Origin of the sequence: Chryseobacterium phocaeense, from assembly GCF_900169075.1 — a bacterium.
Taxonomy (GTDB): domain Bacteria; phylum Bacteroidota; class Bacteroidia; order Flavobacteriales; family Weeksellaceae; genus Chryseobacterium; species Chryseobacterium phocaeense.
In genome coordinates this window covers 2704499-2729340 of sequence record NZ_LT827015.1, presented here as the reverse complement: position 1 = coordinate 2729340, position 24842 = coordinate 2704499, and the positions used below count along the sequence as shown (strand labels likewise).

Sequence of the window (24842 nt, the reverse complement as noted above, 5' to 3'; positions counted from 1 at the left end):
GGAGTTGCCATAATCAGCTTTCTGATCAATTTATATAACAAATTGGTCATGCTTAAATTTAATGTTGAAAAAGCGTACGGAAATATTGATGTGGTTCTGAAGCAGAGAGCGGATGAAATTCCCAATCTCGTCAGTGTTGCCAAACATTTCATGAACTATGAAAAAGAAATTCTTACCCGTCTTACTGAGCTGAGGGCTTCCTACACTAACGCTTCAGATTCTGAAAAAAAGACCGCACTGGCTAATGAAACCTCTAAAGCTTTGTCCTCATTTTTTGCGGTTTCTGAAAACTATCCCGAGCTTAAATCCAACACTAATTTCCTTGAATTACAGAGCCGGATTTCCGGACTTGAAAATAAAATAGCAGACCGCAGAGAATTTTTTAACGACAGCGTAAACCTTTACAATATCGGGATCCACGAATTTCCCAATGTAATTTTTGCAAAAATGTTCGGTTACAGAGAAAAATCCTTACTCGAAGTTCCTGATCCTGAAAAGCAATACCATGGCGTTCAGTTTTAATACATTTTTTGGATTTGAGCAGGATCTCATTACCCATCCGGAGGCTGCTATATTTGGAGCGCTGTTGGTTCCATTACTGCTGCTGATTCCAATAACAGTGATCGGTTGGATATTCAGAAAACTTAAACTTAGTATGTATGTGATCCATGTTTTGCTGTATACCCTGATGTTTACATTGTTATTAGGGTCTGTTACCATACTTATTCTTTTCTTTATAACCGACCGGAACGGAATTAAATTAGCCTACTGCTGGTTGGCCATCCTGGCAGGCATGTTCTTCTTCAGCCTCATCAATGCGAACACCATCACCAAAATGTTCTCCGACTGGTCAAAAATCATTCAGGAAAAAGATAATTCCCGGAGATAAAATTGCTGTTTAAAAGATATGGCTGATTATGCGGATTTTTAATTCGAAATATTAAGAATATTGAAGGGATTAAGATTAATTAAGAAAATGAAACAGATTATCACCTCACCTCTTAAAGCGAAGCTCACCTTAATATTCTTAAAACCTTAACTCCCCTTAATGGTTCAAACTTCATCTCACGCAGATCAAACAGATAGAGCAGATTTAGAATTATGGATAAAAATCTTTGATTTTTTAAAAACTTATGTGAACTTCTGATGCACTTCATTATTCAACTTCAAATACTAAAGTGTTAAAAAACTTTTGCCCCTTTTGTGGTTAATGATTTTTAAACCGCAAATAGTTTAATCAACTTTCACAAAAAAACCGGTCCAAAAAGTTTGGACCGGCTATCTTTTTTATCTGAAAATATGTTACTTCACAATAAACTTCAAAGTTGACTGATCCAGTTTTAAAATATAAATTCCCTGCTCAAGATTTCTGATCTTAATAGAGTTTCCATTTTTAAAAGGATTGTTGATCGTCTGGAGCGTTTTACCCTGAAGATTGAAAATTTCTGCTTTTTGAATGTGGCTGGTATCACCTTTAACAAAAATTTCCTGTCCGGAAATCGGGTTAGGATATACCTGAAGCTCCTCAATGGCATTTTCATCAAGGGATACAGATGCCTTTTGTGCCTGTTTCCCTGCAGCTGATGAATAGCAAGTCCATTTAAGATCGTCGATAGCCACTCTGTTGCTGGATGAGTTGTTAACCAAGCTTACTGTAACGTTTCCTGAAATATTGATATTATTAATGGTTGTTGTAGCTGCTGTAGTTCCGTAAGGAACGGTTCCTACCGTTGTGCCGTTCACTTTTACATCAAAAGTTCCGTTGCTTCCTGAAAACTTAAGCTGTGTAGTAACCGTCAGTGATCCGATACCATTTGCAGAGCTTCCTGAAGTTAAAGCACCGTCTCTTACCGTGATGGCTTTCGTATTGATGGTCTGGTCTGTTCTTGCATCAGTGGCAGTCCATGAAATCCCGCTTCCGGTCCATGTTCTGGTGCTGTAAGATGAGGCACTGGCAGAAGGAATTGTTTCAAAGGTTTCATTCACACAGTTGGTACCAGGGTTGGTTGGAGTTCCCGGATCAGGATTTCCAGGACCGGCAGTCCCCCAGATTTGTGCTACATAATTAGGATTGTCGATGAATGGGTTTCTGTTCCCCTGAAAAGTATAGGAAGCATTATTTCTGCTGATCTCCGTAGCAGATACAGGATCCTGATTGTGCCATGCCATCAGAACGTTCAGTTCCCAGGTCTGTAATCCCGGAAACGCGGAATTCCCCAGCATATTTCCTGAAGAAAAACCGGACAGTTTGCTTTGGTAACGGGTTACAAAATAAAAGATCATTCTTGCTACATCCCCTTTAAATTCGTCAATCGGCTCAAAAACAGTTCCTGCATATCCTGGAGAAGATGAGCTTCCCAGTTTTGAACCGTTTTTGGAAGTAAATGTTGCCGATCCCACTTTCCCGAATGGATAATTGCTTCTCATTCCGTTCACTTTTCCGTCTGTAGCCCTGATAAAATGAATATCCGAAACCATAGGAGAAGCCTCACTGAATAAACTTTGCGGAACAATGTGTTCTCTGTTGTAGCAATTGCCTTCTACAGAATAAGTACCGCACTGGTTGGTACCCGGAGTATATTTGTAAGGATCGGTTCCCGTTGGTTTTTCAGAATAAATATCCATGATAGAGCCGTCATTTTCGTAGTGCTTATCGATGTCGGTTGTTTTATAACCTGTCCAAAGCCCGCTGTAGCCTTTGTCCTGATGTCCGCTGGTGATAATAGAGCTTAATGCTGTTTTCAGTGCGGCACCGGTTAATCCGTTCGCTGAATTGTAATACCCTGCAGGAGCCTGGGCATTTGCAAGCCCCGCTATCACAGTACATAAGATAATTTTTTTCATACTCATAAAATTTATGTAAGAATACTATATTTTAACGAATAAAAAATTACATTACTGTTAATTTTGAAATGGACAGCATTGAAGCTTTATTAAAAATAGAATTGTGAACAATTAGCTATTTTTAAGCTTTTAAGGATATTAAGTTGAGCTCCATCTTAAGCAGGACGCTTTAAAAATCTTCGATTTTTCCTTAACTATTCTTATCCCTTAATTATAAACTTAATGTTTCAAAAAAACGTAACCCTTTTGCATAAAAAATCCGGAACAGAAAAACCGTACCGGATATATATAGATAATTGATTTAAATACAATTATTTTCGCTGAGGAGGATAATTTTTCATGATCTCCGCCATAATTTCAGGAATCTGTCTTTGTTTGGACCTTGGAGAATCCACAGAAATTCCGCTTCCGATTCCCTGCCAAACCAGCTTGTTCGTTCTGGAATCTATAAGATCCACAATCAGTGCTCCTTCATTATAATTGCTGGTCCACGTTCTGTTCATTCCGACACCCCATCCGAAGGGACCGCCCCATCCCCACATTCCGTAAGGAGAGCTGTTGGTAATATCCGTTATTTTTTTATGATTGGCTTTTACATTAACGATCAGATCTGGATTTTCGCCGGACTGGAGTCCTTTGCTCTGAAGTTGTCTCGACAACTCGTTTAAAACCCTGTCTTTATCAATATCATTCAGTTTAAGATCGTCAATTCGGATTTTATACGTTTTGTAGGTGGTGAAATTAGCCGATTCAGCATAATCTGAACGTACCTGGAATGGACTGCACGATGTAAGGCCTAATGCAGCCGATGCTAACAAAATAAAAATATATTTTTTCATTTTATTTATTTTTTTTATCGTTTTTAATGAATGTATCCGTCTTTTTATCGTACCCGTAAGGACAGTGTCTGCAGCCGCTTTTACAGCAATATCCCCTTTTCAGATGGAATTTTTCCGTAAAAACCTTGTACCCCTGTTCATTATAGTAGAAGTCTTCACCTTCTTTGATGTCATAATGGGCCATAAGTTAAATCTCTAAGTCAAAAAACTTTATATTTGTTAGTATGATAATTATATGCCAAAAGCCATTAAAAAAATTAAAAATTAACGGCATTGCTCTCTTTCCCTTTATCTTCATTAGGAAACCCGAAGATAGGGAAAATAAAGTACTTATCAATCACGAAAAAATCCATTTAAGACAGCAGCTTGAAATGCTTGTTGTTTTCTTTTATATCTTTTATGTCATCGAATATTACTACTGGTTTTTCAAACTTAAAAACAGTCATCTGGCGTACAGAAGGATCTCCTTTGAAAGAGAAGCATACGCGAGGGAGGGTGATTTAAATTATCTGGGGAAGAGAAAATTCTGGAGCTTCCGGAAATATTTGTGAAAAAGATTAAAAGATTAAATGATTAAATGATTAAATGATTAAATGATTAAATGAATTATCTAAAATTCAATAGAGGTGGGCTTTAGCCCGCCTGCAACAAATGTCTCCCGGAATTGCACTCCCAACATAAATCTTTTACTAATTTTGCATATCACAGTTTAAACGTCAATAATGCTGTTAAAGCTCCCGGCAAATCCAATCCCCGTTCAGGAAATTCCTGTTCATAATAACATCAGACTCTTTATTAAAAGGGAAGACCTAATTCATCCCCAAATTTCAGGAAACAAATACTGGAAGCTTTTCTACAATATCAATAACTATCTGGAAAAAAATCCGGAAAACCCTTATCTCATTACTTTCGGCGGAGCATTCTCTAATCATATTGCTGCCGTTTCGGCGGTTGGATACCTGTCAGGAATTCCTACGCTGGGTATCATAAGAGGCGAGGAGCTGGCAACGAAATGGCGGGATAACCCTACCTTACTTTTTGCGAAAAGAAACGGGATGAACCTGAAATTTGTCACCCGGGAAGAGTACAGGCACAAAGAAATGCTCACTGAATTTCTGCAGAACGAATTCCCTGAAGCACTGATCATTCCTGAAGGAGGTACCAACGAAGAAGCTGTTGCAGGCATTAAAATGATGCTGAATGACCAAACAAAAGATTTTGATTATCTTTGCACCGCAGTCGGAACCGGCGGGACCGTTGCCGGAATTGCAAAATTTTGTGAAGAAAATCAGAAAGTTATAGGATTTAAGGTGGTTGACGATGCTTCACTAGGGAATAAAATTTTTGAATTAACTTTGAAACAAAACTTTAATCTAATAGATTCATGTTTTGGAGGTTATGGTAAAATAAAAGATGAAACCATCTGTTTTATCAACGATTTTAAAGAAAAATACGGGATTCTTCTGGAACCGGTATATACAGGGAAGATGATGCAGAAAGTTTTCGAACTTATTGATGAGGGATATTTTCCTGAGAACAGCAGGGTTTTGTGCTTTCATACCGGAGGACTGCAGGGTATTGAGGGAGCCAATCTGCTTTTGGAAAAACAGAATAGAAATTTAATTATATAAGTAAAAATTGAAAAACATGAAAAGACTTTTCTTACTCGTAAGCCTTTTAGTTTTATCAAAATTCTCAGCTCAGAACTGGGCTACTGAAGACCAGTACATTCAAAAATTTGCAAAATATGCAGTAGAGGAAATGGAAAAATATAAGATTCCTGCTTCTATTACATTGGCCCAGGGACTTCTGGAAACCGGAGGAGGGCAGAGCAGACTGGCTCAGGAAGGCAAAAATCACTTCGGAATTAAATGTAAGGAAGACTGGACCGGAAAAACCATGAAGCATACGGATGATGCTCCCAATGAATGTTTCCGCGTTTATGATGATCCAAGACAGTCTTATGAAGACCATTCCATCTTCCTGTCCACAAGAAAATACTACGCCAATCTGTTCAATCTGAATATGAAAGATTACAAGGCGTGGGCACATGGACTAAAAAAAGCGGGCTATGCAACCAATCCACGGTATGCTTCCATCCTGATTACAAAAATTGAAAAATACAGGCTGTATGAGTATGATGATACCAATTCTAAAGAAGTACTGTACGCCGTTCTTAAAATGTATCCGAATCTGAAGGATGATCAGACCTTCATGGCACAGCTGGAACCGTCAAAAATGGTAACAAAGAAAGTCAAGGATCCCGTTACAGTTGAGGTTCCTTACAAACAGACTTCTTATGTGCAGCAGCAGAAAAGAGTCGAAAGGATCAAAACAAAAGCGGAAATCCTTAACTCAATTCTGATCAAAAGTCATCCGAATGATGGATTGAAATATATTGTAATTCCTGAAGATACTACCGTTAAATTCATTGCAGACAAGTTCAGAGTAAGCGAAAGCAGGCTTGTGAAATGGAACGAACTGGGTACTAATATTTTAAAGAAAAACGATATTGTCTTCCTTGAATCCAAAAACTCTGAAGGAAATACCGCTACTTATAAAGCAGAAACGGGTGAAGATATGCATGATATCGCCCAGAAATTCGGAATCAAATTAAATAAATTATACGCAAAAAACAGAATGGATGAAGGGCAGAGACCTTCTCCGGGCCAGCTTATTTATTTAATTGACAAAAAACCAAGAAACTAATTCAATAGCTGCTGTCATACGGGTATCAGTCAACGGTTTGATGTTTGCTGATGGACGGGCAACGGGCAGCTATCAACTCTCAACAAAAAATGAAATACCAAAGAAGTTCGGCTCTGTTTGATGAAGCCTATCAATACATTCCCGGTGGAGTAAATTCTCCCGTACGCGCATTCAAATCAGTAGGAGGTGTTCCCGTATTTATGAAATCGGCGAAGGGGGCTTACCTTACCGATGCAGATGATAATAGCTACATTGACTACATCAATTCATGGGGACCGGCCATTTTAGGGCATACCCATCCTGAAGTGCTGGAGGAGCTGAAAATGCAGGCAGAAAAAGGCTTTTCTTTCGGAGCGCCTACAGAACTGGAAACCGAAATTGCAAAATTCATCATTGAAAATGTTCCGAATATAGACCAGATCAGAATGGTTTCATCCGGTACGGAAGCATGTATGAGTGCGGTACGACTGGCAAGAGGTTTTACAAAAAGAGATAAGATCGTTAAATTTGAAGGCTGCTACCATGGCCATTCAGATTCATTTCTGATCAAAGCAGGAAGCGGCGCGGCTACTTTCGGAAACCCAAATTCACCCGGAGTCACGGAAGGCACGGCTAAAGATACACTTTTAGCACGCTACAATGATTTTGAGCAGGTAGAAGACCTGTTCCGCCACAATCAGGGAGAAATAGCAGCCGTGATTATTGAGCCTGTTGCCGGAAATATGGGCTGTGTCCTGCCTGAAAACAATTTTCTTCAGAACCTTAGAAAGATCTGTGACGAAAATGGCACTTTGTTGATTTTCGATGAAGTAATGACCGGTTTCAGACTGGCTTTCGGAGGTGCACAGGAATTGTACAATGTAAAAGCCGACCTGGTTACGTACGGAAAAGTAATCGGTGGAGGCCTTCCGGTAGGAGCTTTTGCAGGAAGAAATGAAATTATGGATCATTTAGCTCCGAAAGGCGGAGTATATCAGGCCGGAACATTAAGTGGAAATCCATTAGCCATGAGAGGCGGATTGAAAACATTGCAGCTGATCAAAAATGACGCGGAATTTTTCAACAGGATCAATAAGGCAACCGAAACACTGGATTTTGAGATCGGTAAAATTTTAAATGAAAAAAGTATTCCCCACAAAATTAACAGAAAGGGATCCATGATGTCTGTATTTTTTCATACGAACAGGGTTTCCAATTTTGATGAGGCAGAAGCTTCCAATCATTCGCTGTTCAATAATTTCTTTCACCAGATGCTTCAGAATGGAATTTACCTTCCACCAAGCGGATATGAAACCTACTTCATCAGTGATGCCATCAAAGATAAAGAAATTGATATGACGCTTGAAGCAGTAAGAAAATTTGAATATGCCAACTAATAAAAATAGATGAGACCGGATTTAAAAGCCCGGTCTTTTTTTTAACCATAAAAGAGGCAAAAGTCTTTAACACTTTAGTATTTGAAGTTGAATAATAAAGTGCATATAAAGTTCACATAAGTTCTCAAAAAATCAAAGATTTTTATTCTGCATAATATCAAATAATAATCAGTTGGAATGTGTGAAGTCTGTGGGAAGAAAAATTTAACCACAAAAGGCGCAAAAGTTTTTAACACTTTAGTTATTTATAAGCTTAAAAATTTTGAAAAAAAGAAGCTCACTTAAGTTTTCTGAAAAACAACGACTTAAATAACTATGTAGTAAAAAACCGACTTAGGAAGCGGAGGCGTTAAAAAAATGAATTCTATGAACGTTAAGAAAATTCTACTGTCTGAGTGCGGGACCAATTTAGATACGAAGAACTCACAGGAAATCCGCACGAGTTTTAGAATTTTTAGAGAATAGAACTCATTTTTAGCCGAGGATTCCCGTCTTGAATTTTTGTTACTTTTGTTTGACTACGTCGAATCTTTGATTTCAAGACAAAAGTAAAAGCATAAAAAAGATTATAAAAATTCATTTTTAATCACAAAATATTTTTAACACTTTAGTTATTTATAAGATTAAAAATTTTGAAAAAAAAGTTCACTTAAGTTTTCTGAAAACCGATCATACTGATTGATATTTGAATCTTAACAGTTAAATATTTAGTTTTTCAATAAATCATACAGAAGTTGTAATAAACCATACACTTCCAGCCATTACCATCTTTTTATTTTTGTAATAAATAGATTGGAATGAATAGCTCAGACAATACCCTATCACGGAAAGATTTTATAAAAAACTCAGCACTGGCAGCAGCCGGCCTTACTTTAATACCTAATATTATGGCAGCATTTCCACTTTCTGATGAACAAAATACCTTAGGACAAGGGAAGTTGAATGTAAAAAATGTCCGTCTGGAAACAGGCTTTGAATATGAAGAAGGAGAAGTCGTGGCTACGAAAACCGGTCTTTTTTATATAGAAATTGAAAACGGAAAGATCAAAAGTATCACTCCCAATCAACCGGAGTCTAAAGCTTTGGATGCTAAAGGAATGCTGATGCTTCCTGCATTTAAGGACATGCATATCCATTTGGATAAAACATTTTACGGCGATAAATGGCAGGCGGTAAGGAAAAGAACGGGTGGCGTAAAAGGAATGATTGCCCTGGAACAGAAAATGCTTCCTGAAATGCTGAAAAATTCTACATTTAAAGCAGAAAAAATGATCGAACTGCTTCAGTCTAAAGGAACATCTTTTGCCAGAAGCCATGTAAACATTGAGCCGACTTCAAAACTGGATTCATTGAAAAACCTTCAGAAAGCTTTAGAACATAAAAAGAAAGGCTTTGGAGCAGAGTTGGTGGCTTTTCCGCAGCATGGCGTATTTTATACAGACTCAGTGCCGTATCTTAAAGAAGCCGCCCAGATGGATATAGATTTCATTGGAGGGGTTGATCCATTCACGATTGACGGATCAATTCAAAAGACCCTTGATTTTACGGTTCAGCTGGCTTTGGATCATCAAAAAGGCATTGACATCCATCTTCATGAAACCGGCGAATCCGGATTGAAAACCGTAGAATATCTTATTAAAAAAGTGAATGAAAACCCTTCCCTGAAAGGAAAAACCTATCTCAGCCACTGTTTTGTTTTAGCCAAACTGGATAAGGCCAAACAGGAAGAAGCTGCGGAGAAACTGGCCGAAGCGCAAATTGGAATCGTATCTACCATTCCTTTCGGAAGCCTGGTAATGCCGATCCCAACGCTATACAAGTATAATGTAAGGGTTTTAACGGGTAATGACAGTATTGTAGATCACTGGAATACCTTCGGAACGGGAAGTGTTCTTCAGAAAGCCAATCTGATGGCCCAGCTGTACGGATATTCCACAGAATTCTTACTGTCGAGAAGCCTTAAATTGGCCACTGCAAATGTACTGCCGCTGGATGACAATGGAAACCGGCAATGGCCTAAACCCGGGGATCGGGCGGATTTTGTGCTGATAAATGCAAGCTGTTCTGCAGAAGCCGTGTCAAGAATTTCTAATGTGGAATCACTGGTGCATCAGGGAAATGTGGTGTATTGAATTAACGGGTAAAATTCAAAGTTAGTGGTTTTTGTGATTAAAAGATTAAAAGATTAAAGATTAAAGATTAAAGATTAAAGAAATACATAAATACATAAATACATAAATACATAAATACATAAATACATAAATACATTAACCATTAAGTTTTCCTGCGTAAATTTTACTAATTTTAGGAGAAAATCAGGCTGCGTGGGACAACATACAGATCATTTTCCGGTGTTAGGCATTCAGGAGTTCAGCGAGAACCAGCTTCAGGGCTGTCATTTACTGTTTAATGAGCTGCATGGGGAACGTTCCATTGATGAGCCTCATAAACATGATTTTTTCATTATCAATCTTTTCGAACATGGAAAAGGCAGCCATACCATTGATTTTACAGAATATGAAGTGGGGCATTTCCAGATTCATCTGGTTTTTCCGGATCAGGTTCATCAGTGGGTGATTGAAAAGGAAACGGTGGGCTATCAGCTGATGATCAGTAGAGACTGGTTTGAGAGTTTTCTGCCCTCGCTGAGGTTTTCTGCTTCTTATTATCAGAATCACCCGGTTATTCATCTTTCACCGGAAGTTTTTGAATGTTTCCGTTATGAATTTCAGTCCATTCAGAAAGAGGTGAATGAAAAACAGGTCTTCTGGGAAGTGGTTCAGAAGCGGAGCGAGCTGATCGGTTTATTGGTCAGCAAGTCCGTGGAAGGCGCTTTTAAAGATTTTGAAATGTATCATTCCAATCCTATAATTTCTAAATTTCTTCATTGGATTGACGAGCATTTCAAGACAGAAAGATCGGTTTCTTTTTATGCGGATAAACTGAATATTTCTGCCAATTATTTAAATATTGTCTGCAGGAAAAACCTGAATGCTTCAGCCTCATCCCTGATCCAGGACCGGATTCTGCTGGAGGCAAAACGTCTTTTAAAGGTGTCTGATATGTCGGTGAAAGATATCGTCTATGATCTTGGTTTTTATGACCATGCAAGCTTTTCCAAATTTTTCAAGGCACATACGGGAATGACCCCATCTCAGTTCAAAGAATAATCTATACAAAACAAGACATAATTGGTACAGCGGTTCAGACATAAAACGGCTGTACCTTTGTCATGTTTAAAAGAAAAGTCATGCAGTTTCCCTATCAGTTAATCGCAAAAGGAACCTATTCACTAAAAAATGTCCGTCTTGAAACGGGTTTTGAATATGAAGAAGGAGAAGTAACCGGAACAAAAACCGGTCTTTTCAGTGTAGAAATAGAAAACGGAAAAATCAAAGCGGTAAAAGCTAATGATCCGGCTTCCGATGCGGTGGATGCTAAAGGATTTCTGATGCTTCCGGCTTTTAAAGATATGCATGTTCATCTGGATAAAACCTTATATGGACTTCCATGGCAGGCACTTTCCCAGAAACGGAAAACAGTAAAGGACATGATCGCCTACGAGCAGCAAATCATCCCTGAACTCTTAAAAACATCTGTGGGCAGGGCAGAACAACTGATCAGCCTGCTGCAGCATTATGGAACTTTTTTCGCGAGAACCCATTTTAACATTGATCCCACTTCGGGCTTACAATCTCTGGAAAACCTGGAAATGGCACTTGGAAATAAAAAAGAATCTTTCAGGGCAGAACTCGTAGCTTTTCCGCAGAACGGATTGTATTATACGGATACGGTTCCTTTGATGAAAGAAGTCGCACAGCTTGAAAGTGTTGGATTTATCGGTGGTCTTGATCCGTATAGTATTGACGGGAATATTGAAAAAGTGCTTGATTTTACCGTTCAACTGGCTTTAGACCATAAAAAAGGAATAGACATCCATCTCCACGAAGCAGGAGCGTCGGGAATGAAAACAATCAATTACCTGATCGATAAAACCATAGAAAATCCGGAACTGCAGGGAAAAACTTTTGTAAGCCATGCCTTTGCTTTAGGGCACCTTTCGCCGGGAGAAACAGAGCAAATTGCCGGAAGACTGGCAGAGGGAAAAGTGGGCATTGCTTCTTCCGTACCTTTCAGAGGAACTATTATGCCGATTCATGTCCTGAAAAAATACGGCGTAAACGTCCTGGTTGGAAATGATAATGTTCAGGATTACTGGAGTACGTTTGGATCGGGAAATATGCTTCAGAAGGCCAATCTTATTGCAGAACTCTATGGATACGAAACGGAATTTGAACTGTCGAGAACGCTTCAGTTTGCTACTCAGAATATTCTTCCGTTGGATGAAAACGGACAACAGCAGTGGCCGAAAGCAGGGGACGATGCCTCAGTGGTTTTCACCAGTGCCTCATGTTCCGCGGAAGCCGTTGCCAGGATATCCGGGATAAAAGCTCTGGCCAATAAAGGGAACCTGTTCTGGAGATCTTAATTGAATATATATTTTTTATATACTTGTTTTTTGTGAATAAAGCCATTGGATGTTCCGGTGGCTTTTTCAATGATTTCCGGCTAGGACAAAACCATAGTGATAAATCTCTTATTTCTAAGCCATTTTATGAGCAATGATACAATAGAAAACATAAAGAAAGTTTATGTTGAGGTATCCATAAAAAGTTTATTTTTATTACTCAGATACAATACAAAAATAAAAACTCAAATTATGGTGAAAAAATTATTATTCATATTGGCTGTAGCTATGGTTAGTGATCTGAGTTCACAGCTTAAAGCCGAAGCCGCCCTTGAAACTTTTAAAGAAAAGTATCAACAGGAAAAAGTCCATTTGCTTTTTGACAAAAACAGCTATCTCGCCGGTGAAAATTTGTGGTTCAAATCTTTTGTATTTGATGGTTATGATCCTTCAATGATTTCTACCAATCTGTTTGTAGAATTGTACGACCAGAATAAAACCCAGATTGCGAAAACATTTGTTCCCTTACAGAACGGAAGAGGAAGCGGCAGTCTCGCCATCCCGGAAACTTTAAAAGAAAATATCTATTACATAAGAGCTTATACCACGTGGATGACCAATTTCAGTGAAGATTTCCAGCTGATACGTCCGGTTGAAATTTATAATCCGTCTTCTCCCGAAAAGCTTGTCAAAGATTCCCTCTCAACATGGTCTGCTGCGGTGTATCCGGAAAGCGGGACTTTTATTGACGGTATTTCTACAAAATTTGCGGTGAGGCTTGGTTCTAAAGGTTTTACCCCTTCAGAATGGAGTGGTTATGTCATTGATACCGAAAAACCGGACACTAAGATTACAAGTTTCACTGGTTTTGATGAAAATGTAGGCGCATTTGAACTTATCCCACAAAACGGGAAGAATTACCGGCTGATTCTTTCCGATACCAAAGGAACCAAACAAAGCATAGATCTTCCCAAAGTAGCAGCATCGGGCATCCATTTGAAGGTGAAAAGCAGCCTGGAATCTGTTACTCTGACCCTGAATGGAAAAAGCCTGTCTGCATCGGGATATAAAATCATAGGAACCATGAACAGCCAGATGGTATATAAAGCTGTTGTACCCAAAATAACCGGCCAGGTATTATCTATTCCTGCCAATAAGCTGGTGAATGGTATCTTATATATCAGTGTTTTTGATGATCAGGAGAATATAGTCGCACAAAGACTTTGTTTTGTACAGCATGAGTCGTTAAAAATTAAAAAGCCGGATCTTCAGTCTTTGTCTTTAAATGAAAATCCACGTGCCTTGAATTCTTTCAGTATTGCCAAAGAGAACGAATCTGATTATTCAGTTCTGATTATGGATGGAACAAATAAAAGTTCTGAAGATGATAACAGTCTTTTAAGCACCTTATGGCTTACGGGAGATGTGAATTCAAAAATCAATTCTCCTGCTCAATATTTTAGAGAAAATAGTAACGGAGAAGCACTGGATGCGCTGTTGATTTCCGAAAAATGGAAACGCTTTGACTGGAAAATGATGATGCTTGGAAATTATCCCGTGATTAAAAACAAACCTGAACATTATATTTCTTACAAAGGGAAAGTGTCGGTACAGGAAAAGCCGGCTCCTAATACGGATCTCAATCTTGTTTTTTCAAATTCCGGGCAGCCTACCGGGTTCCACCAGGTTAAAACGGATGATAAAGGTTTCTTTACTTTAAACGGACTAATATTCGAAGATGCTTTGAAAGTCTCCTATCAGCTGAATACGCAACAGAAGATTCCTAAAGAACAGGTTCAGGTTATTTTCCAGCCTGGTTTTGATTTCGTACCCTACAAAGGAGATATGCCTGAAAGCCGTTACCAGCTTGTAAAACGTATTCCCAACGAAAGTCTTCCTGATGAAGTTGCGAAATACGTGGCCAATAAAAAGACCCAGAAAATATTCAGTGAAAAAACGACCAATATTGAGGAAGTGAAATTAAAAGGAAAGAAAAAGAATCTCACCAAAGAGCTTAATAATCAGCTGAGCAGTTCTTTATTCAGAAGCGGAAATGAAGTGGTTTTCGATTTTGTGAATGACAATACCAATAATGTCAGTACCAATATTTTACAGTGGCTACAGGGAAGGGTTGCGGGTTTAGATATACAATCACAGGCCGGAAACTATATTCCGATGCTGAGAGGCTCCCGGGTTGGAATTTATCTGGATGAGATGCCTATCAGTGCAGATTATATTTCTACTCTTTCTGTTGCCGATATTGCCATGGTAAAAGTCATAAAAGGATATTTTGCGGCCGGTTTTGGCGGAGGAAACGGTGCTATAGCCATCTATACCCGTAGAGGCGGAATCACAGGTTCAGTGAATAATTCTGCCAGACCCAGCATGCTGAAACAGATTTCATTAAAAGGATATCAGAAAGAAGCTCCTTTTATCAGCCCTGATTACAGCAGTGAAGAATTTAAAAATACGCCGCAGGATGTCCGTCCTGTTCTGTACTGGAATCCTTATCTGGAAGTCCACCAGGAACCTGCAAAGGTGCAGTTTTATAACAATGATCAGGCGAAGAATTACAGGATTATCATTATGGGGTATGATAAGAGTAATTATGTGCCGGTGTATTATAATGATATGATGAAATAGGATGAATCTTCTTAAGTAGCTTTATTTATATTTTTCAATTTATAATTTGTTTATATTGTACAGGAGAAAAAATACATCTGAAACATGCCTCAGTATATAGATTCGTATTATTTAATTAATCAAAGAGATTCTGGTTTTGTAGAAAAATTTTTTAATGATTTTGCACCATTGCATAGAGAATTATCTTGCGATTATCCTATTCCCCAGTATTCAGATTACACGGAATTAACTTTTTTCAATACAAAAGAATTATTAAGTTATTTAGACCGAAATCCAAATATAGATTATATTGTATACTGGGAAAATCTGGATAATACTTCAGAAGTTAAGCAGGTTACTGTGCAATATACGGATGATGGGAAAATGATTTTTGGAGTATCTATTTATGGAAGTGAATTAGATTCAAGAGAAAGTCTGTTGATATTCTATAAAGTGAAAAGATATCTGAATGCCAATTACGCATGCATAACCGGGGAAGAACCGCCACCAGGAAATTCTGAAGAATTTATAAGGTTTTGTGACGAACGATACGTACCATTAAAGAACTTTAATATTAATATTTAGTAATGAAGAAATTTAGAAAAGGAACAAAAAGGCTTTTACAAAAGTAATTTAACAATCCATTTTCTATAAAATAAAAAGCCATCAGAAAAAATCCTGATGGCTTTATAAAATTTGATATGAAGAAACTAGTTACTTATTGTAGTCCTGCTAAAAGGTTTACTCCATCCACTGTAGCCCATGCTCCAGGGGTAAGAGATACTTTTGTTACAGTAGTAGCATTGGTGAAAGTTTTTCCTCCGTTTGGAGTAAATGCATATCCCCAAACCCCTGCATTATCAGAGTTTAAGTAGTTTAGAGGAGCAACAGATATTTTTCCAGCATTTACCTGGCTTGTTTCTGTAGCTGCATCCTGGATCAGAACAGCATATGCTTGCTGACCTCCGGTATTCTTATAACCGCTGATGTATACATTTGAGAAAATTCCTGTTCCGTGCTTTTTAAACTGAATCGCTGTAATTTCAGGAGAGTTTGCAGATTCAGGGCTTGTACCTGCATTTCTGATTAAAGTAATGTTAGATACTTTTGGAGCTACATTATCTGCATTTCCCGAAGCCTCTATTTCCATTCCGAAGTTTCCTGTTCCTGTCTGGTAAGCATACCAGTTGGTATTATCCTGACCACTCCATGCATCCTGCCAGTCGAAAGAGTCATCATAATTTCCATAAGAAACAATATTCTTAGCACTTACAGTTCCTCCGAAGAATTCATATCCGTCATCAGTTCCTTTATAAGTTACCAGGTTTTCCAATACTGTTCCACTACCTACAGAGTAGAAGGTCATAGAGTTGGTTTCAGAAGTACCATCTCCGATTTTTTTACCTGCATATTCCACACGTACAAACTTCATCACTCCTGAATTTGAAGCGGCGTCTGTTCCACCGTACTTTATATTATTTCCATCTTCAGAAAATGCTGAAGTATTTCCATTTACAGCTTTGATTGGTGCATTACCATATAATGTAATTCCTCCCCAGTCACCCGGAGTTTTTGTTAATGTTGTAAAAACAATTGGTTCAGCAGCAGTACCTACTGCATTGATTTTTCCATCCTGAAGAACCACAAGTCCACTTGGTACAGAAGAATCAACAGTGAAATTCGCACCAGCTTCAATCGTAAGAGTGGCACCGTTCATTACTTTTACAATTCCTTTTAGGGTATAATTTCCTTTTTTAAATACAGTATCTTTACTTACTACACCGGTTAATACAGTTGTTGTTGGTTCTGGATTAGTTACAACAGTATCACCTAAACCATCGTTTACTTCAATGGTACATGAATTTAAGCTTAATGTTAACACAGCTGTTAACGATAATAGGGTCAGAACTCTTCTTTTCATTTTTATACTTATTTTATTTTTTATTCAAATTATTTTAGAACGTATATCCTACAGTCAGGTTAAATGTAACCCCTCTGTAATAGTCCGTAAGTGTTTTATTGTTTTCTTCAAGATTAAGTGGAGCATAATTTTTATCTCCTAGTAAAATTCTATACTTATTGTTGAAGATATTTTGTACTCCGAATTTTACATTCCAGTTTTTTGTCAGTTGATTCTGGTAAACAAAGTCTAACTGATGGAATGGTTTTTCATAATAGTTATCTGTTCCACCACCACCGGTAGCGTAGATTTTACTTCCTGAAACATTATAAACCAAAGAGAAAGTTTGTGCAAGATTATTACTGTTTTTAAATTCGTATTTTAAATCCGCATTAATAGTGTACGGAGCAGCACCCTGAAGCCCTCTTTTGCGTAATTTTTCACCTGAGGTTTTAAACCATGTTGGTTCTTCCATGTCTAACTGATCCTGACTTCTTTCTACATCAGAGTACAGAAATGTTGCATTGGCTCCCAAAGTGAAATTTCTTAATGATTCAGAAATTCTTCCCAGTCCTAAGATTCCTTCCAACTCTATCCCGATTATATCTGCTTTCTTAGCATTGAAGAACGTGATGGTTGAACCGGTCGCATTTGCTGAAGCAGCCAAAGACCTTTCGATTGCATTATCAATTCTTTTAGCGAATACGTTAACAGCAAACATTTCTTTGTTGGTAGGGAAGTATTCCCATTTAAGGTCAAAATTGTAGTTGTCGCTGGATTGGATATTTTCATTACCTCTTATCGTAACGTTATCCGGGCTGATATACTCAATTGGCATGGTTTCAATAAGGATAGGTCTTGTAACTGTCTTACTGAATGAGAACCTTAAATTATTTTTATTGTTAAGCGCTTTCTTAATGGATAATGACGGCAGGAACAGATCTCTTGTTTTATCCAGATTTCTTTTTCTATCAGCACCAAGGGTTGGATAATATCTGATGAGGGTCATGTCTTTCTCATAACGGGCCCCAAGTAAAATATCCCACGAATCATTCGGCTTAAAATTAATATTGGCATAACCTCCATTAACGATCTGATAAATACTTGAATAATACTGAGAAGTATCAGAGCCTTCATAATAAGCCATATGACCTGCAGAAACAGCCTGGTCAAACGTAGCCTGAGGTTGATCTATATTGGTTACAAATACCGGATTGTCGAAACCAGAGTTTGGACGTCCAAATATAAATCGGTATGAATTTTTTCTGAAATCAGAAAAACCATTATATCCTAATGCAATCTGAATAGGGAAATCTTTTCTGTCTCCTTTTTCCCCTAAAAATAATTGATATTCTGCGTAGGCAGATCCGTAAAACCTTGAATCTACATCCAGATATTGACGGATAAGGTTATTTCCTCCGTAACGCATCTGTACATAACCATCAGGAAGCAAAGCTCCGTTTTCAGGATTGGTTCTGTTTCCTTCTAGAATTTTACGGTCTGGTTGGCTATAGTTATTGATAACATAACTTATACCTCCCTTTACCTGATGTCTTTCTGTTATTTTTTGTGAAGCAGATAGCTGTAAGTCTAAGAACCTGGAAATATCCAATTGATTGGTTCTGAAGAATCCGGAGTTTTTATTTTGTGTCTGCTGATCTTTATATCCGAAGTTATCCTCAATAATATTAGATGCATTCTGAAGATAAATAGCATTTAAGTTAATGTTTGTGCCCTTGTTTTTATAAGCCAAACCTAGCAATGCTGAAGATTCTGTTTCGTAATTATACTGCTTACGGGTTAGGAAGTTCATGTTTACAATAGAAGTCTTGTCCAATGTTCTGTATTGGTTATTCATACCTTCTTTGTACTGAAATTTACTACCCTGATTTAAGGAAAATAAAATTCCTAAATTCCCTGTTTCGCCTATTTTTGTTTTCTGTACCGTAGTGAATCCGATACTTGTATTCGGCAATGCCTTTACATTGTTAACATTCCAGGAATCTTTAAAGGAATTTAATGATTCATTAGATGTAAACCTGTAATTGCTTGGTCTGGAATCTCTCACCTCATTAGGAAGTCTTCTGTCTCTGGAGTTTAGTCCAAGATATCCATTGATTCCATCTGCGCCCTCCGCCACTTTAAAATTATCCCTGAACGTACTCAAAGTATTCACACCCACACTGAATTCCACCTTGGTAAAAGGCTTGTCAATGGTAAGGGTTTCAATATCAAAAGTAGCTCCCGCAAAATCTCCGTACAGGTTGGAGTTGAAGGTTTTGTAGATGTTCAGTTTTCCTACAACGTCAGTAGGGAACTGCTTCAGGGCAATAATCTTCTGGAAAGGGTTGTTGGAAGGAGATCCGAGACCGTTAATCAATAAATAATTGTATCGCTCTTCCAGTCCTCTTACGAAAAGTCCTCTTCCTTCTACGGTAGTGATTCCCGTCACTTTCGTAAGTCCCTGTTCCACGTTCGAGATCCCTTTTCTGGAAATCTCTTCAGCACTTACAGCCTGCTTTTGAATAACGGCTTTTTTTTGTTCTCCTAATACTGCAGTTTCAGTTTTCTTGTTGCTGCTTCCCTGGATTACTACACCGTCAATTTTTTTCTCCTTAATGATCGTGTCCTGCTTCGTTTCTTGAGCGTAAAACATGGATCCGGATAAAAATACGACCGCAATGCTAAGTTTATTAATTTTCATTATCTTACTTACTTTGTTACTAGATTCTTTCGGTGCAAAGGAATAAAAGTTTCGTGGGGTAAGTGGTTTAGCGAATTTTAATTTTTTTTTAACTAAACATTAAGAAAAGGATATTATTGTTAACTTTATGTGAACGATAATACATTTGTTCATCTGTGCTTTAAAATTTATTAACTTTGACTCAGTAAAAATTTAAAATGAACCAAAAGAAAATACTCTTAATAGACGACGAACTGGATATTTTAGAGATTCTGTCTTACAACCTGGAAAAAGAAGGCTACGATATTTATACCGCTACAAACGGCAGCGAAGGGATAGATAAAGCCAAAGAAATTGTCCCTGATCTGATCCTTCTGGATGTGATGATGCCTGAAAAAGACGGGATCGAAACATGTCAGGAGCTTCGTAAAGTAAAAGAACTTCAGAAAACACTGATTGTTTTTCTTTCCGCAAGAAGCGAGGAATTTTCTCAGCTGGCAGGATTCCAGGCCGGAGCTAATGATTACATCGTAAAGCTCATCAAACCGAAGATTCTGATCTCTAAAGTAAATGCTTTACTTCAGCTGACGTCTCAGGTTTCAGATAATGCCAAGCTGATTGAAATTGGTGATCTGGTTATCGACAAAGACAATTTCAGGGTTTCAAAAAGCGGGCAGCAGTTCCTTCTTCCTAAAAAAGAATTCGATTTGCTTTATCTTCTTGCTTCCAATACCGAAAAAGTATTCAAGAGAGAAGAGATTCTTGAAAAAGTATGGGGCAATGACGTCATTGTAGGAGAAAGAACCATCGACGTTCACATCAGAAGATTAAGAGAGAAACTGGGAATCAATACCATCCAGACATTAAAAGGAATCGGTTATAAGCTTATTGTTTAAGACTATAAATTCCTACCTTTACCATAACCAATAAAAACTTGTAAAATTGAAATTTTACAGACTTACACTCGTCGCCTCGTGTCTCCTGACACTGGTGATGTTTCTTTTAGTGATCATCTTCGATTCACTGAAGGATATCTATTACCAGACCCCTTTCTTTAAAATAGGCCTTTTTATCTGCCTGATCCTTATTTTTATCATCAATTATGTGGTTCTGGAACTCCTTTTCAACTACTATGGAAAAAAGCAGGTACGCGGGCTCTCCCAGATGCTTCCCCAGGAAATTGTTCACAACAATAATGAAAACATTACCATCCGTGAGTTGGGGGAAAGATTCTCGGATCTCAACCAGCAGCAGGTAACCGAGATCGATATGATGAAGGAAATGGAAAGCTACCGTAAAGAGTATATCGGAAACGTTTCCCATGAACTTAAAACACCGTTATTTTCTATCCAGGGTTATGTGGAAACCCTTAGGGACGGCGGTGTGGATAACCTTACCATTCGCGACAAATACCTGGAAAGAATTGATAAATCAGTAGAAAGGCTCATTGCCATTGTTACGGATCTCGATATGATCAACAGGCTTGAGGCAGGAGAGATCAGCATCAGTGTTTCAAAATTTGATGTCAATCTTTTAATCAAAGAAATTTTTGAACTTCTTGAATTTGAAGCGGAAAAACACAATACCACACTTCAGATTCAGACCCTGCATCCGCAGATTTTTGTAGATGCAGATAAACAGAAGATTTCCCAGGTTTTTATTAATTTAATTTCCAATGCCATCCATTACGCCAACAGGCAGGAAGCAAAAGTTGTGGTAAAAACCAGTGTCCTTAAAAATAAAGTATTGATAGAGGTCATTGATAACGGAATGGGAATAAAAGCTGAGATTCTTCCGAGGATTTTTGAAAGGTTCTACCGAGTGGAAACCAGCAGAAGCAGAAGGGAAGGAGGTTCAGGGCTTGGACTGGCCATTGTGAAGCACATTCTTGAAGCTCACCACGAAAATATCACCGTAGAAAGTGTCTATCTTGAAGGCACTAAATTCAGTTTTATGCTTGAAAAAAGCAAATAATTCCGGCAAAATGTAAGAAAAAAAAATATTTTAAAAAATCGCGAAATATTTTTTTGTCACATGTCATTTATTATATATTTGCAACAGAGATTTATCATAATAATTAAGGCAAAAAAAGTAATTTAAGAAACTGATATGGTTTACAAGATCCGCGTAATATTAGATGCGAAAGAGGATATTTTCCGTGATATTGAAGTAAAGGGAAAACAATCACTATGGAACTTACATTTAGGAATTAAAAGTGCGTTCAGTCTTCAGGGAGACGAGCTTTCTACTTTTAATATGTTGGAAGATGACGGAACAATAGTTAAAAGCGTTCCACTGGAAGATATGAGTGACGATGGTGACGGCGAAATTATGTCTGATGTGTACATTGATGAGGCTTTTGAAAAAGCAGGCGATAAAGCACAGTTTCAATACGGGCTTCTTGACCTTTGGGAATTTTTCTGTGAGCTTGTAGAGGTGATTGATGAAACAAAAGGCGTTATTTATCCTATTACAGTATACAGATTCGGAAATGTTCCGTTAAAAGCACCTAGCAAAAACGGAAATGCAGGAGGTAAAAAGAAATCCGCAATGCCTTTGATGGATGATGATTTCAGCTTTGATGATGATTTCGGAGGAAATACCAGTTTCGAAGATGAGGACGATGACAATTTTGATGACGAGGAAGAAGAAAACTACGATGATGATGTTTTTGAAGATGATGAGGACAATGATGATGAAAGATAACATCTGAATACAATATAAGGCCCTGGATTTTTCCGGGGCTTTTTTGTGGCGGAAAGGCTAAAGGGTGAATTTGTGAAAAGGCAAAGAAAGCTGAGAAAGCTAATATGGCAAATAGGCTGATTTGCAATTTGTATTATAATACTACATTAAGAAATTCATTTTCGAAGCAAAATTGTCTATTCACGTATTCACAAAAAGGCAAAGAAAGCTGAGAAAGCTGATATGGCAAATAGGCTGATTTGCAAATTTGCTTTATAAATAATACTAAATTAAGAAATTCACTTGCGAAGCAAAATTCACCATTCACTTATTCACAAGCATACCGGTCAATCCTTTTACCTTGATAGCTTTCTTTGCCATCTTTGCCTTTTTGCAAATTCGCTCTTTCACCCTCTCGTCTCCTCCCTTTCCCAAAAACATTCCTTACTTTTGTTAAAAATAGATGAATGAAGAAACTGATTCTGCTAGCAATAATTGGTCTGGGAATTGTTTCCTGTACCACTCGAAATACTACAAACACTATGGATTTGCCCAAAAATTGGAAACACACAACCAATATTTATGAAGTCAATATAAGACAATATACACCGGAAGGAACCTTTAAAGCATTTGAAAAAGAAATGCCCCGGCTCAAGAAAATGGGTGTTAAAACACTATGGTTTATGCCGGTAACGCCTATCGCCCAGCAAAATAAAAAAGGAAGTCTTGGAAGTCCTTACGCATCCGCGGATTTTACATCAATAAATCCTGAATTCGGAACCATGAATGATTTCAAGCATATGGTGAATGAAGCCCACAGGCTTGGGTTTAAAGTGATCATAGACTGGGTGGCCAACCACACCGGATGGGACCATATCTGGACCAAAACACATCCGGAATTCTATTTAAAAGATCCCGACGGAAAGTTTCATATTGCTTCAGGAATGGATGATATCATTGAACTGGATTATAAAAACCAGGAGATGAGACTGGCCATGATTGATGCGATGAAATTCTGGGTGAAAGAAACCGGAATTGACGGTTTCAGATGTGACCTGGCCTCCTGGGTAGAAGTTGATTTCTGGGAACAGGCCCGTCCGGAAGTAGAAAAAATAAAGCCACTATTCTGGCTGGGAGAATTTGATGAACTTGAAAGCCCGGAATACGGAAAAGTATTCGATGCCAGCTATTCATGGAAATGGATGCATAAATCTGCTGACTATTACAAGAAAAATGAGCCTCTTCAGGAACTTAAAGACCTGCTGGTACAATATTCTAACATTGGTGATGGCTCCATGAGAGCATGGTTTACCACCAATCATGATGAAAATTCCTGGAACGGGACGGAATACGAAAAATACGGTACCACTACAAAACCAATGGCTGTATTCTCAGCCACGTGGAATGGGGTACCGCTTCTGTATTCAGGGCAGGAGCTTCCCAATATGAAAAGACTGGAATTCTTTGAAAAAGACCCGATCAAATGGACCAATACCTATCAGATGGCCGAGTTTTATAAAACCCTTTTGGAGTTAAAAGCTTCCAACCCGGCACTAAGAGGAGGGGATGCCAACGTATCAACCCGCCTTCTTAATACAACTGCCAATGATAAAATCCTGGCCTATCTGAGGAAGAACGGAAAAGATGAGGTTCTTGTCGTTCTCAATATGTCAAAAGGCCCGGTAGACTTTACCATTGAAGACCAGAACCTGTCCGGAACTTTCAGGAATGTCTTTGACAAAACAAAAAGAGATTTTGACAGTGGAAAATATTTTACATTCAAAGTTTCAGACTACGCAGTTTTTGAAAAATAAAGAAGGCTAAAGACCATAACATCAATAGGAGCGGGCTTTAGCCCGCTTTATTTATGTATATTGAGATCAGGCTTTAGCCGAAATTTATATTGTACATAATTCATCCGCTATAAAATTCTCAAAAAAACTTCATTACATGGATAAGCAGGAGCTCTTAAACACCATAAAAACAAAAATCTCAGATAAAATCCGGTCCTTCGAAAGCCTGATAGATGAAACCCGCGCCTCTAATAATGATACCAAAAGCTCCATGGGAGACAAGTACGAAACCGGGCGCGAAATGCTGCAGCAGGAAATCAATAACCTTCAGAGGCAGCTTAATGAATCTCTGAACCAGCTTTCCGTGATCCGGAAAATCTCCGCCGAGCCTTCCGATAAAGTCCAGGCAGGGGCTTTGGTCAAAACAGATAAAGGTCTATTTTATGTTACGGTATCTGCCGGTGAGATTATTTCAGGTAGCCAGAAAATCATGACCGTGTCTGCAGAATCTCCTCTGGTAAAGGCGATGCTAGGTAAAAAATCTGGAGATGGATTTTTTATAAACAATATTCACCAGAAGATTACAGATGTCTGGTGAATTACAGGTGTAAAAATTATTAATTGAAGTAAAAAATTATAATCGGGATGTTGGATTTTCTATTTTTAACTCTTTCGTAATCAATTATTGTTAAAAAAATAAGGAAATTTTTCACCTAAATGGATCACTTAAGCCGGTTAAAGTGAAAAAAATAATAAAAATTTGATGGAATACGTGATAAATTTTATTTGTTAAAAATATTAATCAATGTCAGGTTTTTGATGTATTATTTTTTTTTCGATTGAAATATTTTAACTAAATTTTTTATATCTATCTTTTATTTTAATTAATTATTTTTCAACAATATTTAATTAAAAATGAATAA

At 37.9% G+C, this 24842-nt stretch carries 21 protein-coding genes; 16 read left to right on the top strand and 5 right to left on the bottom strand.

The genetic code is table 11. The annotated features are described in order from the left end of the window. The first annotated feature begins 48 nt into the window (after positions 1-48). Together B7E04_RS19110 and B7E04_RS19105 are read left to right on the top strand one after the other, a co-directional pair. Positions 49-522 carry a LemA family protein gene (locus tag B7E04_RS19110; protein ID WP_228439992.1) on the top strand — a complete coding sequence of 158 codons (474 nt, stop codon included), beginning with the start codon at positions 49-51 and terminating at the stop codon, positions 520-522. Next, on the top strand, positions 506-889 hold the full coding sequence (locus B7E04_RS19105) for a hypothetical protein (protein ID WP_080780136.1): 384 nt from the start codon (positions 506-508) through the stop codon (positions 887-889). Before B7E04_RS19110 ends, B7E04_RS19105 begins: the two co-directional genes overlap by 17 nt. A gap of 413 nt (positions 890-1302) precedes the next feature. On the opposite strand, the gene B7E04_RS19100 is transcribed toward B7E04_RS19105, so the two are convergent. The 3 genes from B7E04_RS19100 to B7E04_RS19090 form a co-directional block, all read right to left on the bottom strand. Further along, on the bottom strand, positions 1303-2844 hold the full coding sequence (locus B7E04_RS19100; protein ID WP_139785446.1) for an endonuclease: 1542 nt from the start codon (positions 2842-2844) through the stop codon (positions 1303-1305). Positions 2845-3155: 311 nt separating this feature from the next. Next, positions 3156-3683, bottom strand: coding sequence for a DUF4136 domain-containing protein (locus tag B7E04_RS19095; protein ID WP_080780134.1), 528 nt, complete (start codon positions 3681-3683; stop codon positions 3156-3158). Position 3684: 1 nt separating this feature from the next. After that, the gene (locus tag B7E04_RS19090; protein WP_007842321.1) at positions 3685-3867 is read right to left on the bottom strand and encodes a DUF5522 domain-containing protein; all 183 of its coding nucleotides are present in this window, start codon (positions 3865-3867) and stop codon (positions 3685-3687) included. 40 nt (positions 3868-3907) lie between these two features. Here B7E04_RS19090 and B7E04_RS22505 point away from each other — a divergent pair, with 40 nt between their 5' ends. The 9 genes from B7E04_RS22505 (at position 3908) to B7E04_RS19045 (ending at position 15443) form a co-directional block, all read left to right on the top strand. Next, complete coding sequence (locus B7E04_RS22505) at positions 3908-4234, top strand: hypothetical protein (protein ID WP_080780133.1); 327 nt, start codon at positions 3908-3910, stop codon at positions 4232-4234. Between the two features lie 171 nt (positions 4235-4405). Then, positions 4406-5314, top strand: a complete 909-nt coding sequence (locus tag B7E04_RS19080) for a 1-aminocyclopropane-1-carboxylate deaminase/D-cysteine desulfhydrase (protein ID WP_080780132.1) — start codon at positions 4406-4408, stop codon at positions 5312-5314. 16 nt (positions 5315-5330) lie between these two features. Continuing rightward, positions 5331-6392 carry a glucosaminidase domain-containing protein gene (locus B7E04_RS19075; RefSeq protein WP_080780131.1) on the top strand — a complete coding sequence of 354 codons (1062 nt, stop codon included), beginning with the start codon at positions 5331-5333 and terminating at the stop codon, positions 6390-6392. Between the two features lie 89 nt (positions 6393-6481). Then, complete coding sequence (gene hemL / locus B7E04_RS19070) at positions 6482-7768, top strand: glutamate-1-semialdehyde 2,1-aminomutase (RefSeq protein WP_080780751.1); 1287 nt, start codon at positions 6482-6484, stop codon at positions 7766-7768. A gap of 797 nt (positions 7769-8565) precedes the next feature. After that, positions 8566-9900: an amidohydrolase gene (locus B7E04_RS19065; RefSeq protein ID WP_080780130.1), complete on the top strand. Its 1335-nt coding sequence runs from the start codon at positions 8566-8568 to the stop codon at positions 9898-9900. 192 nt (positions 9901-10092) lie between these two features. Further along, positions 10093-10938, top strand: coding sequence for an AraC family transcriptional regulator (locus B7E04_RS19060; RefSeq protein WP_080780129.1), 846 nt, complete (start codon positions 10093-10095; stop codon positions 10936-10938). A gap of 80 nt (positions 10939-11018) precedes the next feature. Continuing rightward, entirely contained in the window at positions 11019-12257 is a 1239-nt protein-coding gene (locus tag B7E04_RS19055) for an amidohydrolase (RefSeq protein WP_080780750.1), read from the top strand. A gap of 231 nt (positions 12258-12488) precedes the next feature. Next, positions 12489-14879, top strand: a complete 2391-nt coding sequence (locus tag B7E04_RS19050) for a hypothetical protein (RefSeq protein WP_165439475.1) — start codon at positions 12489-12491, stop codon at positions 14877-14879. A gap of 84 nt (positions 14880-14963) precedes the next feature. Beyond that, positions 14964-15443: a hypothetical protein gene (locus B7E04_RS19045; RefSeq protein WP_080780127.1), complete on the top strand. Its 480-nt coding sequence runs from the start codon at positions 14964-14966 to the stop codon at positions 15441-15443. A 133-nt stretch (positions 15444-15576) separates the two neighbouring features. On the opposite strand, the gene B7E04_RS19040 is transcribed toward B7E04_RS19045, so the two are convergent. Then, on the bottom strand, positions 15577-16779 hold the full coding sequence (locus B7E04_RS19040) for a hypothetical protein (protein ID WP_080780126.1): 1203 nt from the start codon (positions 16777-16779) through the stop codon (positions 15577-15579). A gap of 34 nt (positions 16780-16813) precedes the next feature. After that, positions 16814-19462: a TonB-dependent receptor plug domain-containing protein gene (locus tag B7E04_RS19035; RefSeq protein WP_080780125.1), complete on the bottom strand. Its 2649-nt coding sequence runs from the start codon at positions 19460-19462 to the stop codon at positions 16814-16816. Positions 19463-19659: 197 nt separating this feature from the next. On the opposite strand from B7E04_RS19035, the gene B7E04_RS19030 reads away from it, so the two are divergent. The 5 genes from B7E04_RS19030 (at position 19660) to B7E04_RS19010 (ending at position 24517) form a co-directional block, all read left to right on the top strand. Continuing rightward, positions 19660-20337: a response regulator transcription factor gene (locus tag B7E04_RS19030; protein ID WP_080780124.1), complete on the top strand. Its 678-nt coding sequence runs from the start codon at positions 19660-19662 to the stop codon at positions 20335-20337. A 46-nt stretch (positions 20338-20383) separates the two neighbouring features. After that, a complete protein-coding gene (locus B7E04_RS19025; protein ID WP_080780123.1) occupies positions 20384-21415 on the top strand; it encodes a sensor histidine kinase in 1032 nt (343 codons plus the stop codon). Between the two features lie 135 nt (positions 21416-21550). After that, a complete protein-coding gene (locus B7E04_RS19020) occupies positions 21551-22147 on the top strand; it encodes an IS1096 element passenger TnpR family protein (RefSeq protein ID WP_080780122.1) in 597 nt (198 codons plus the stop codon). A 446-nt stretch (positions 22148-22593) separates the two neighbouring features. Then, on the top strand, positions 22594-23940 hold the full coding sequence (locus tag B7E04_RS19015; RefSeq protein WP_080780121.1) for an alpha-amylase family glycosyl hydrolase: 1347 nt from the start codon (positions 22594-22596) through the stop codon (positions 23938-23940). A 136-nt stretch (positions 23941-24076) separates the two neighbouring features. Then, positions 24077-24517, top strand: coding sequence for a hypothetical protein (locus B7E04_RS19010; RefSeq protein ID WP_080780120.1), 441 nt, complete (start codon positions 24077-24079; stop codon positions 24515-24517). Positions 24518-24842 lie beyond the last annotated feature (325 nt).

Excerpts from the sequence above, each read along its gene's own strand:
- B7E04_RS19110 (WP_228439992.1), top strand. The coding sequence starts at position 49 with ATGCTTAAATTTAATGTTGAAAAAGCGTACGGAAATATTGATGTGGTT.
- B7E04_RS19105 (WP_080780136.1), top strand. The coding sequence starts at position 506 with ATGGCGTTCAGTTTTAATACATTTTTTGGATTTGAGCAGGATCTCATT.
- B7E04_RS19100 (WP_139785446.1), bottom strand. The coding sequence starts at position 2,844 with ATGAAAAAAATTATCTTATGTACTGTGATAGCGGGGCTTGCAAATGCC.
- B7E04_RS19095 (WP_080780134.1), bottom strand. The coding sequence starts at position 3,683 with ATGAAAAAATATATTTTTATTTTGTTAGCATCGGCTGCATTAGGCCTT.
- B7E04_RS19090 (WP_007842321.1), bottom strand. The coding sequence starts at position 3,867 with ATGGCCCATTATGACATCAAAGAAGGTGAAGACTTCTACTATAATGAA.
- B7E04_RS22505 (WP_080780133.1), top strand. The coding sequence starts at position 3,908 with ATGATAATTATATGCCAAAAGCCATTAAAAAAATTAAAAATTAACGGC.
- B7E04_RS19080 (WP_080780132.1), top strand. The coding sequence starts at position 4,406 with ATGCTGTTAAAGCTCCCGGCAAATCCAATCCCCGTTCAGGAAATTCCT.
- B7E04_RS19075 (WP_080780131.1), top strand. The coding sequence starts at position 5,331 with ATGAAAAGACTTTTCTTACTCGTAAGCCTTTTAGTTTTATCAAAATTC.
- hemL (WP_080780751.1), top strand. The coding sequence starts at position 6,482 with ATGAAATACCAAAGAAGTTCGGCTCTGTTTGATGAAGCCTATCAATAC.
- B7E04_RS19065 (WP_080780130.1), top strand. The coding sequence starts at position 8,566 with ATGAATAGCTCAGACAATACCCTATCACGGAAAGATTTTATAAAAAAC.
- B7E04_RS19055 (WP_080780750.1), top strand. The coding sequence starts at position 11,019 with ATGCAGTTTCCCTATCAGTTAATCGCAAAAGGAACCTATTCACTAAAA.
- B7E04_RS19050 (WP_165439475.1), top strand. The coding sequence starts at position 12,489 with ATGGTGAAAAAATTATTATTCATATTGGCTGTAGCTATGGTTAGTGAT.
- B7E04_RS19045 (WP_080780127.1), top strand. The coding sequence starts at position 14,964 with ATGCCTCAGTATATAGATTCGTATTATTTAATTAATCAAAGAGATTCT.
- B7E04_RS19040 (WP_080780126.1), bottom strand. The coding sequence starts at position 16,779 with ATGAAAAGAAGAGTTCTGACCCTATTATCGTTAACAGCTGTGTTAACA.
- B7E04_RS19035 (WP_080780125.1), bottom strand. The coding sequence starts at position 19,462 with ATGAAAATTAATAAACTTAGCATTGCGGTCGTATTTTTATCCGGATCC.
- B7E04_RS19030 (WP_080780124.1), top strand. The coding sequence starts at position 19,660 with ATGAACCAAAAGAAAATACTCTTAATAGACGACGAACTGGATATTTTA.
- B7E04_RS19020 (WP_080780122.1), top strand. The coding sequence starts at position 21,551 with ATGGTTTACAAGATCCGCGTAATATTAGATGCGAAAGAGGATATTTTC.
- B7E04_RS19015 (WP_080780121.1), top strand. The coding sequence starts at position 22,594 with ATGAAGAAACTGATTCTGCTAGCAATAATTGGTCTGGGAATTGTTTCC.
- B7E04_RS19010 (WP_080780120.1), top strand. The coding sequence starts at position 24,077 with ATGGATAAGCAGGAGCTCTTAAACACCATAAAAACAAAAATCTCAGAT.